This is a genomic window from Virgisporangium aurantiacum (assembly GCF_016863635.1).
Taxonomy (GTDB): domain Bacteria; phylum Actinomycetota; class Actinomycetes; order Mycobacteriales; family Micromonosporaceae; genus Virgisporangium; species Virgisporangium aurantiacum.
Genome location: NZ_BOPG01000108.1, coordinates 1 through 9,372 on the forward strand (window position 1 = coordinate 1; position 9,372 = coordinate 9,372).

At 74.0% G+C, this 9,372-nt stretch carries 5 protein-coding genes and 1 pseudogene; all 6 read left to right on the forward strand.

Annotation, left to right across the window (positions count from 1 at the left end; all coding sequences use genetic code 11):
* Positions 1-3,073, forward strand: a pseudogene (locus tag Vau01_RS58010) (condensation domain-containing protein); the annotation flags it as partial.
* Positions 3,074-3,351: 278 nt separating this feature from the next.
* On the forward strand, positions 3,352-4,629 hold the full coding sequence (locus Vau01_RS58015; RefSeq protein ID WP_204012039.1) for an MFS transporter: 1,278 nt from the start codon (positions 3,352-3,354) through the stop codon (positions 4,627-4,629).
* Positions 4,626-5,903, forward strand: coding sequence for a phenylacetate--CoA ligase family protein (locus tag Vau01_RS58020; RefSeq protein ID WP_204012042.1), 1,278 nt, complete (start codon positions 4,626-4,628; stop codon positions 5,901-5,903). Before Vau01_RS58015 ends, Vau01_RS58020 begins: the two co-directional genes overlap by 4 nt.
* Positions 5,900-7,108 (forward strand): aminotransferase class V-fold PLP-dependent enzyme, encoded by a 1,209-nt coding sequence (locus tag Vau01_RS58025; RefSeq protein ID WP_239152938.1) that lies wholly within the window; start codon positions 5,900-5,902, stop codon positions 7,106-7,108. The genes Vau01_RS58020 and Vau01_RS58025 overlap by 4 nt, the downstream gene beginning before the upstream one ends.
* Complete coding sequence (locus tag Vau01_RS58030) at positions 7,105-8,478, forward strand: alpha/beta hydrolase-fold protein (protein ID WP_204012048.1); 1,374 nt, start codon at positions 7,105-7,107, stop codon at positions 8,476-8,478. Before Vau01_RS58025 ends, Vau01_RS58030 begins: the two co-directional genes overlap by 4 nt.
* A 19-nt stretch (positions 8,479-8,497) precedes the next feature.
* Positions 8,498-9,372: AMP-binding protein (locus Vau01_RS58035; protein WP_204012050.1), on the forward strand; the 875-nt coding region annotated here is incomplete at its 3' end.

The window sequence follows — 9,372 nt, forward strand, 5'->3', positions numbered from 1 at the left end:
TACGCGGTTGGAGGTGTGGGATACCGCGCGGGAGCGGGTTCCGGTCGGTGTTCCGGGGGAGTTGTGGATCGGTGGGGTGCAGGTCGCCGATGGGTATGTGGGGGAGCCGTCGTTGACGGCGGAGCGGTTTGTGGACGGGTGGTACCGGACCGGGGACCGGGCCCGGTGGTTGCCGTCGGGGGAGTTGGAGTACCTGGGGCGGTTGGACGAGCAGGTCAAGATTCGCGGTCAGCGGATCGAACCGGGCGAGATCGAGGCCGTCCTCCGTGAGCATCCCGCCGTCCGCGAGGCCGTCGTCCTCGCGCGGCCCTCGCCCGGCGGCGACCCGCAGCTCGTCGCCTACGTCGTTCCGGACACCGACGCGCTCGACCGCGTCGGCGCCGACGGCCTCGAAGCCGAGCGGGTCACCCAGTGGAGCGGCGTGTTCGACGACGCCTACCGCGCCCCCGCCGCCGACGCCGCGTTCCACCTCGGCGGCTGGACGTCCAGCTACACCGGGGAGCCGATCCCGCCGGCCGAGATGGCCCGGTGGCTCGACGACACCGTCGCCCGGATCCGGTCCACCGGGCCGCGCCGCGTGCTGGAGGTCGGCTGCGGCACCGGCCTGGTGCTGTTCCGGCTCGCCCCGCACGTCGAGGCGTACCACGGCCTCGACATCGCCGAGGCCGGCCTGGCCCACATCCGCGCACACCTGGCCCGCGAGCCCATGCCGCACGTCACCGTCGCGCGGGGCAGCCTGCCCGAGCTCGCGGCACTGCCACCGTCCACTGTGGACACCGTCGTGCTCAACTCGGTGGCGCAGTACTTTCCCGACACCGGTTACCTGATGCGCGTCCTCGAGGCGTCGGTCGCCGCGTCGGCGCCCGGCGGACGCGTCTTCCTCGGCGACGTCCGCCACCGGTCCCTGCTGACCGCGCTGCACGCCTCGGTGGAACTGCACCGCGCGGCCGACGCCACCCCCGCGGCCGCTCTGCGACAGGCCGTTGCCCGCCGCGTCGCCGGCGAGCAGGAACTGGCGCTCGATCCCGGCTTCTTCGCCGCGCTCGCCGGCCGGCTGCCCCGCCTCGGACGGGTCGAGGTGGCCGTCAAGCGGGGCCGGGCCGACAACGAACTGATCCGCTTCCGGTACGACGTCACCCTGCACCTGGACGCCGACCCGGCCACCCCCCTCGACGGGTGGATCCCGTGGACCTCCCTCGACGACCTCCGGGCGAAACTGACCGCCCTGCCCGCCGGCACCGGGCGCCTCGGCGTGACCGGCGTGCCGAACGCCCGTCTCGCCGGCCCGGCCCGGCTGCTCGGGTTGCTCGCCGACCCCACCGGCCCGCCCGCCGCCGCAGCCCTGCGCCGGGCCCTCGACCCGGCGACCGGATCCGCGGTCGATCCCGAGGACCTGTTCGCCCTCGCCGACGCCCTCGGCCTCGTGGCCGACATCAGCCCCTCCACCACCGACCCGACCCGGTGCGACGCGGTATTCCGTCACCCCGCCGCCCCGCCGGCCAGCCCGCCAGGCAACCCGCCGTCGGGCCTCGCCGCGCCGCCGGATGCCGGCCCGCCGCCGGCCAGCCCGCAGGCCGCGGCGCCGGCCACTGTCGCGGCGTCGGGCGGCGGCGCGGGGCTGGAGCGGTTCGCCAACCGGCCGATGCACGGGCGGCTCGCGGCCGAGCTGACCGGGCCGTGGCGGCGGCACCTCGCCGCGCGGCTGCCCGAGTTCATGGTCCCGTCGGTGTTCCTGCCGTTGACGGAACTGCCGCTCACCCTCAACGGCAAGCTCGACCGGGCCGCCCTGCCGGCGCCCGACGCGCTGCGGCTCGACACGCCGTACGAGGAGCCGTCGACCGACGCCGAGCGCGCCGTCGCACGGGTGTGGCGGGAGGTGTTCGGGCTGGCCCGGGTCAGCGCCCGCGACGACTTCTTCGCCGTCGGCGGCAACTCGATCCGCAGCCTCATGGTCGTCGCGCGGCTGCGGCAGGCCGGCTACCGGCTGGAGACGCAGGTGCTGTTCACCCGCCCCGAACTCCGCGATCTCGCCGCCGCGCTCGAACGCGCCGACGAACCGGCCGCCGCAAAGCCGATCGCGCAGCCCTTCGACCTCCTGCCGCACCGCCCCGACAACCCGGATCTCGTCGACGGTTACCCGCTGACGCCCAACCAGGCCGCGATGGTCGCCCACACCGACGCCCGGCCGGACGTAGCCGTCTACCGGGACGTGTTCACCCTCACCGTCCGCGCGCCGTTCGACCGGGCCGCGCTGGCGGCCGTCTTCGACGAGGTGACCGCGCGGCACGACGCGCTGCGCACCTCGATCGACGTCCACACGTCGACCCAGTACGTGCACCGCACCGCCGAGGTCCCCCTCACGGTCGCGGAACTGTCCACAATGGACGGTGACGGGCGTCGACGGGAGGAGCGGGCCAAACCGTTGCCCTGGAACCGCCCGCCGCTGCTGCGCGCACACGTCGACACGCTCCCCGATGGCGAGTTCGCGCTGACGCTGACGTTCCACCACGCGATCCTCGACGGCTGGAGCCTCGCCTCGCTCACCACCGAGATCGTCCGCCGGTACGCCGCCCGGCTGACCGGCGACGCGATGCCCGTCGAGCCGCCGAAGGTCCGTTACCGCGACTTCGTCGCCCGCACCCGGGCCGCCGTCGACGATCCGGACGAGCGCGCGTTCTGGGCCGACCGCGTCCGCGGTGCCGTCCCGACCGCCCTTCCGGCCGAGCCCTCCGACGGGGACCCGCTGGGCACCGTCACCGAGGTCTTCCCCGACGCGGTCGTGGCCGGACTCGACCGGGCCGCCCGCGCCCTGCGCGTCCCGCTGTCGACCGTGCTCCTCGCCGCACACGTGCGCGCGCTGGCCGCGGCGTGCGCCGTCGACGACGTGCAGACCGGGCTCGTCATGCACGGCCGGCCCGAGGAGGAGGGCGGCGTCGAGGTGCTCGGCATGTACCTCAACCCGCTGCCGCTGCGGGTCGCCGCCGGAACCGACCGGTGGCCGGCGCTCGTGCGCCGCGTCCACGACGCGGAGCTGGAACTGTTGCCGCACCGGCACTTCCCGTACGCGGAGGTCGACCGGATCGCCGGCCGGCCGCAGTTCGACACCGTCTTCGAGTTCCGCGACTTCCACGTCTACCGCGAGGGAGCGGCACCCGGCCCCGTGCGCGTCGTGAAGCGCCGGATCATCGAGCACACGCACGTCCCCCTGGCCGCGAACTTCGTGCGCACCCATCCGGCGCGTGCGCTCGTCCTCGTGCTGAACTACCGGGGGGACCGGCACAGCGCGGCCCGGGTGCGCGCGCTCGCCGCCGGCTACCAGCGGGCACTGGCAGACCTCGCGGACGGTGTCCGATGACCACAGTGGACGGACGCACGAGCCTCGCCCGCCACGCCGACTTCGTCAAGCTGTGGATCGGCCAGAGCCTGTCGCTGCTCGGCGCCCAGATCACGCTCGTGGCGCTCCCGGTGATCGCGGTCGTGCTCCTCGACGCCACCCCGGCGCAGGTCGGCCTGCTCGGCATGCTGGCCCGGCTGCCGCTGCTGCTGTTCCTGTTCGTCGGCGTGTGGGTCGACCGGCTGCGCCGCCGGCCGCTGCTGATCTCGACCGACGTCGGGCGGGCCGCGTTGTTCGCCGCGCTGCCCCTGCTGTGGGCCGCCGACGTGCTCACCCTGCACTGGCTGTACCTCATCGTGTCGTTGAGCACGCTGATGTTCGTCGTGTTCACAGTCGCGCATCAGGCGTACCTGCCGTCGCTCGTCGGGCGACCGCAGCTCGTCGAGGCCAACAGCAAGCTGCAGATGTCGGAGTCGGTCGCCCAGCTCATGGGTCCCAGCCTCGGCGGGCTGCTGGTGTCGGCCGCGTCGGCGGTGCTCGTGGTGCTGTTCGGCGCGGCGGGACTGGTCGCCTCGGCGATCGCCGTCCTGCTCATCCGGACGACGGAGCGGCCGCCGCCGGAGAGCGGGCCGCGGCAGTCGATGCTGCCGGCCATCGCCCGGGGCGTCGGGTTCGTCTGGCGGCACCCGGTGCTGCGGCCGGGCGCGCTGCAGCTGGCGGTGTTCTTCTCGTTCGCGACCGCCGTCGAGGTGCTGCTGTTCCTCTACCTCGTCCGCGACCTGCACCTGCCGGCCGGCTGGTACGGCGTCATCCTCGCGATCGGCGGTGCCGGCGCGCTGATCGGCGCGTCGGTGGCACCGCGGCTCGTCCGGCGCTTCGGGGTAGGCCCGTCGCTGACGTGGTCGGTGCTGCTGCGCGGGCTCGTGCTGGTGCCCGTCCCGCTGGCGATGGGCGGCCGGTGGAGCGCCGCGGCCATGGTCGGCGTCGCGCAGTTCGCCTACGGCGCGTGCGTGCAGGTCTCCATCGCCGGCCAGGCGGCGATCCGCCAGGCCGCCACGCCCGACGACATGCAGGGCCGGACGGTCGCCACGTTCCGGACCCTGTCGCTGGCCCTCGCCCCGTTCGCGGCCCTCGGCGCCGGGCTGCTCGCCGAGGCGGTCGGGCTGCGGGCTGCCATCGCGGTCGCCGTCGGCGGTACGACGCTGGCCGTGGTGCCGCTGCTGCTGTCCTCCGTTCCCCGCATGCGGGAGCTGCCGACCCCACCCGAGTCCCCCGAGAAAGGCGGACAACCATGACCGAGGCGTTCACGGCGGCGTTCCCGGGCGCGCTCGACGAGCTGTACGTCGCGTACGAACAGGTGCCGTTTTTCGAGAAGCACCTCGACGCGGCGGGCCTGACCCCCGACGACATCCGCACCGCCGACGACTTCCGCCGGGTCCCGCCGACCGCCAAACCCGACTACCGCCGCAACTTCCCGGCCGGCGTGCTCGTGCGCGGCGCCACCCTCAACGACCCGTTCATCTTCAAGAGCCGGAGCTCCGGGACCACCGGCGACCGCCTGCTGACGGTGGCGCACACGTTCACGCTCGCCGGCCGCATGACCGCGACGACGTCCGTCCACCCCGGACTGTTGAAGGTCTTCGCCGACGCCAAGGAGCAGCGGGTGTGCCGGTACGCGCCACCCAACTGCTCCGACGTGGAGTGCGCCACCCCGTTCACCACCCCACAGACCCGCACGCTGCCCGACGGCACGCTCGTGCTGCCGGTGGCGCACGACCTGCTCGCCACCCCGGACGTCATGGTCCAGCAGGCGGTCGACGAGCTGACGGAGTACGGGCCGCACTGGCTCTACGTCGACCCGCAGCACCTGGCGTTCCTCGTGCGGGCCATGCGCCGGCAGGGCATCCCGCCGCCGACCGTCGGCGGCATCGTGCTGACCTACAACGTCGTCGCCGCCACGTCCCGGCGACAGATCGCCGAGTTCTTCGACCCGGGCACCGTCACCGTGGAGGTCGCGTCGATGTCGGAGATGGGGTGGCTGGGCATGGAGTGCCCGCACGGCTTCCTGCACCTCAACGCCGAGAGCTTTTACCTCGAACTGCTGCCCGAGGGCGACGGGCCCACCCGGCCGGCCGTGCCCGGCGAGCTGGCCGAGCTGTACGTCACCAGCATCGGCGACGAGCTCTCCCCGCACATCCGCTACCGCACCGGCGACCTGTACACGCTCCTCGACGGCGAGTGCCCGTGCGGGCACGGGTTCCCCCGGGTGGTCCACCAGGGCCGCCGCAAGGACGTGATGCGCGCCGGCGACGGCGGCGTCCTGCTGACCCCGAGGCAGCTCGACGAGCTCGTCGGACCGGCCCGCTGGCTCGACGTCTACAAGCTCCGCCAGCTCGCCCCCGGCCGGTTCCAGTTCCGGTACGTGCCGGCCGACGGCGAGCCCGACGACTCGCTCCACGAAAAGCTGCGCGCGCTGCTCGGCTCCGACCTCACCTTCGAAGCCGCCGCCTACATCGAATGCGAACGCTCCGGCAAGTTCCTACCCTGCATCTCCGAGGTGCCGCTGTGACGATCACCGACGCCCTGCGCGCCGACTTCCCCGTCCTCGAACGGCACGTCGACGGCGCACCGCTCGTCTACCTCGACAACGCCGCGACGACGCTCAAGCCGCGCGCCGTCATCGACGCCGTGACCCGCTACTACAGCGAGGTCAGCGCGAACATCCACCGCGGTAAGCACATCCTGTCGGAGGAGGCGTCCGACGCGTACGAGGCCGCTCGCACGCGGGTCGCGGCGTTCGTCGGCGCGCGGGCGAACGAGGTGGTGTTCACCGCCGGAACCACGATGGGGCTCAACCTCGTCGCCGACGGTCTCGACCTGGCCCGCGACACGCTCGCCGTCGTCAGCCCCGACGCGCACCACTCGATGCAGCTGCCGCTGCGCGACCGGTGCGCGGTGGCCTGGCTGCCGACCCGGCCCGACGGCGACGTCGACCTCGACGGGTACGCCGCGCTGCTGGCCCGCCGGCCGGCCGTGGTCGCGCTCACCCACTGCTCCAACGTCACCGGCCGGTACGCGCCGGTCGCCGAGCTGGCCGCGATGGCGCACGAGCACGGCGCCCTCGTCGTCGTCGACGCGGCCCAGTCGGTGCCGCACCGCCGGATCCGGATGGCCGACCTCGGCGCCGACGCGCTCGCCTTCTCCGCGCACAAGATGCTCGGCCCGACCGGCATCGGCGTGCTGGTGCTCGGTCCGGCGCTGGTCGACCGGCTCCGGCCGGCGCTGGTCGGCGGCGGCACCGTCGACTGGGTCGACCTGACCGGCTCGGTGCCGCGGCGCTCGCCGTTCCGCTTCGAGGCCGGCACCCCGCACATCGCCGGCGCGTACGGCCTGCTGGCCGCCGTCGACTACCTGGAGCGGCTGGGCATGGCCGAGGTGGCGGCCCACGACGCGTTGCTGGCCGGCGTGCTCGCCGCCGAGGTCGCCAAGCGCGACTACCTGACCGAGGTGGCGGGGGCCGGGTCCACGGAACGCAGCGCGATCACGTCGGTCACCGTCCGCGGCGCGGGCGATCTGACGGAGTTCGCCCGCGCCCTCAGCGACTCCTACGGCGTGATGTGCCGCAGCGGTCACCTGTGCGCCCAGCCGTACGTCGACGCGCAGGCGGGCGGGCAGGTGCTGCGCGTGTCGGCCTACCTCTACAACACCGCCGACGAGATCCGCGCGGCGTTCACCGCGCTCGACGAACTACACCCCCTCCTGGAGACGATGTGAAACGCACCCTCGCCCTGATGGTCGCCGTCCTCACGGCGCTCGTCACCGCCACGTCCTTACCGACCAGCGCGGCCGCGGCCGCGCCGACCGTCCACGAAGGAGTGATCGACGGCGCCCGGTTCTGGGTGACCGTCCCGGAGAACTGGACCGGTGAGGTCTTCCTCTACAGCCACGGGCACTACGCCCCCAACGCCGAGGTCCCGCCGGTCACGTCGGGCTACCCGCTGGTCGAGCAGAAACTGCTGAGCGAGGGGTACGCGCTGGCCGCGTCGGCGTACCGCACCAAGGGCTGGGCGGTCGAGGACGGGCTGCGCGACCAGATCGCGTTGCTGGACTGGATCGGCGCGAACCTGCGCAGGCCCACGAGGGTCTACGCGTGGGGCCTGTCGATGGGCGGCCTCACCTCGATCCTGCTGGCCGAGCGGAACCCGGGCCGGTTCGCCGGTGTCCTGTCGGCGTGCGGGCCCGACGGCGGCTCGGTGCCGTTCTGGAACCAGTGGCTCGACATGGGCTTCGTCGTCCGGACCCTGCTCGACCCGGGCCTGCAGCTGACCGGCATCCAGGACCCGGCCGCGAACAACGCGCGGGCGCTCGCCACGCTGCGGGCGGCCACCACGTCGCCGCAGGGCCTGGCCCGGATCGCCCTCGCCAACGCGATGACCGACGTGCCCGCGTGGTTCGGCGGCCCGCGACCGTCCACATTGGAGGACGAGCTGTTCCACGAGGCGGTGTACGCGATCGGCATGTACCGCGACAACACGTGGGGCGCCACCCGCGTCGAGGTCGAGCAGCGCAGCGGCGGCAACCCCAGCTGGAACGTCGGGGTCGACTACGGCCGGCTGCTGGCCCGCTCCAGCATGCGTCCCCTGGTGGAGCGCGCCTACGCCGCCGCGGGCCTGGACCTCGACGCCGACCTGGCCGCGCTGGCCGCCGCACCGCGGATCGCGCCCGACCCGGCCGCGGCGTTCGACCTGGCCCGCGACGGCACGCCGCTGGGCGCCACCCGCACGCCGGTCGTCACGCTGCACACCACCGAGGACGGCCTTACCGGCGCCGAGCAGACCGGCTGGTACGCCAAGCAGGTGTCGCGGTTCGGCAACCCGCGCAACCTGCGCCAGCTCTGGATCGACCGGGCGAACCACTGCCGTTGGAGCCAGGCCGAGATGACCGTCGCGATCGACGCGCTGACCGATCGCGTCCACAGTGGACGCTGGCCGGACACCGCACCGGCGACGCTGAACGCCGAGGCGACGGCATACGGCCCGGACTGGCACCGGATGCTCGACTACTACGTCGGCGCGCCGGTGACGGTCACTCCGTCCTTTGTGGACCACCGGCCGACACCGATGCTGCGCCCGTTCCCGTTCTGAGATCCCTGGGAGGCCGTGTATGGAGTTCGATCCCCGGGTGACCGGCGCGCCCGCCGACCGGCACCGCGCCGCGGCCGAGGTCAGCCTGCCGGTCGGTGCGACGATCCCGGCCGCGTTCGCCGCGCAGGTGCGGCGCCACCCCGACCGTCCGGCGGTGCTCGCCGCCGACGGCCGGGTGACGTACCGGCAGCTCGCCGCGTCCGTCGCCGCGGTCGCCGCCGCCCTGCGGGTCGTCGCGCCGCGCGCGCCCGGCTCGCCACCGGGCCGGATCGGCGTGCTCTGCCGTCACGGCGCGTCGACCGTCACCGGCATCCTCGGCGCCCTGGCCGCCGGCCACGCCTACGTGCCGCTCGACCCGGCGTTCCCGGCCGGGCGGCTGGCCGACCTGCTGCGCGACAGCGGTGCGGCCGGCATCGTCACCGACACCGACCACGCGGCCCGCGCCGCGGAGCTGGCGGCGGGTCTTCCCGTGACGGTCGTGCGGGAATGCGATCCCGTCGACGATCCGTTCGACGGGCTGGCCGGTCCGTCCACGATGGACGACCCGGCGTACCTGCTGTACACGTCGGGGTCGACCGGGCGCCCGAAGGGCGTGGTGCAGAGCCACCGCAACGTGCTGTTCGGCGTCACCAACCACGCCACGAACTTCCGGATCACGCCCGACGACCGCACCAGCGTCCTGACGTCGTTCGGGTTCGACATGGCCGTCACCGACACGTTCTCGGCGCTGCTCACCGGCGCCGCGGCCGTACCCGTCGACGTGCGGGCCGTCGGGCTCGCCGGTGTAGTGGCCGCGATCGCCGAGCACGGCGTGACGATCTACCACTCCACGCCGACGGTCTACCGGTACCTGATCGCCGCGCTCGCCGAAACGCGGCTCACGAGCGTCCGCGC

Coding starts and splice junctions, on each gene's coding strand:
- Vau01_RS58015 (WP_204012039.1), top strand. CDS start 3,352: ATGACCACAGTGGACGGACGCACGAGCCTCGCCCGCCACGCCGACTTC.
- Vau01_RS58020 (WP_204012042.1), top strand. CDS start 4,626: ATGACCGAGGCGTTCACGGCGGCGTTCCCGGGCGCGCTCGACGAGCTG.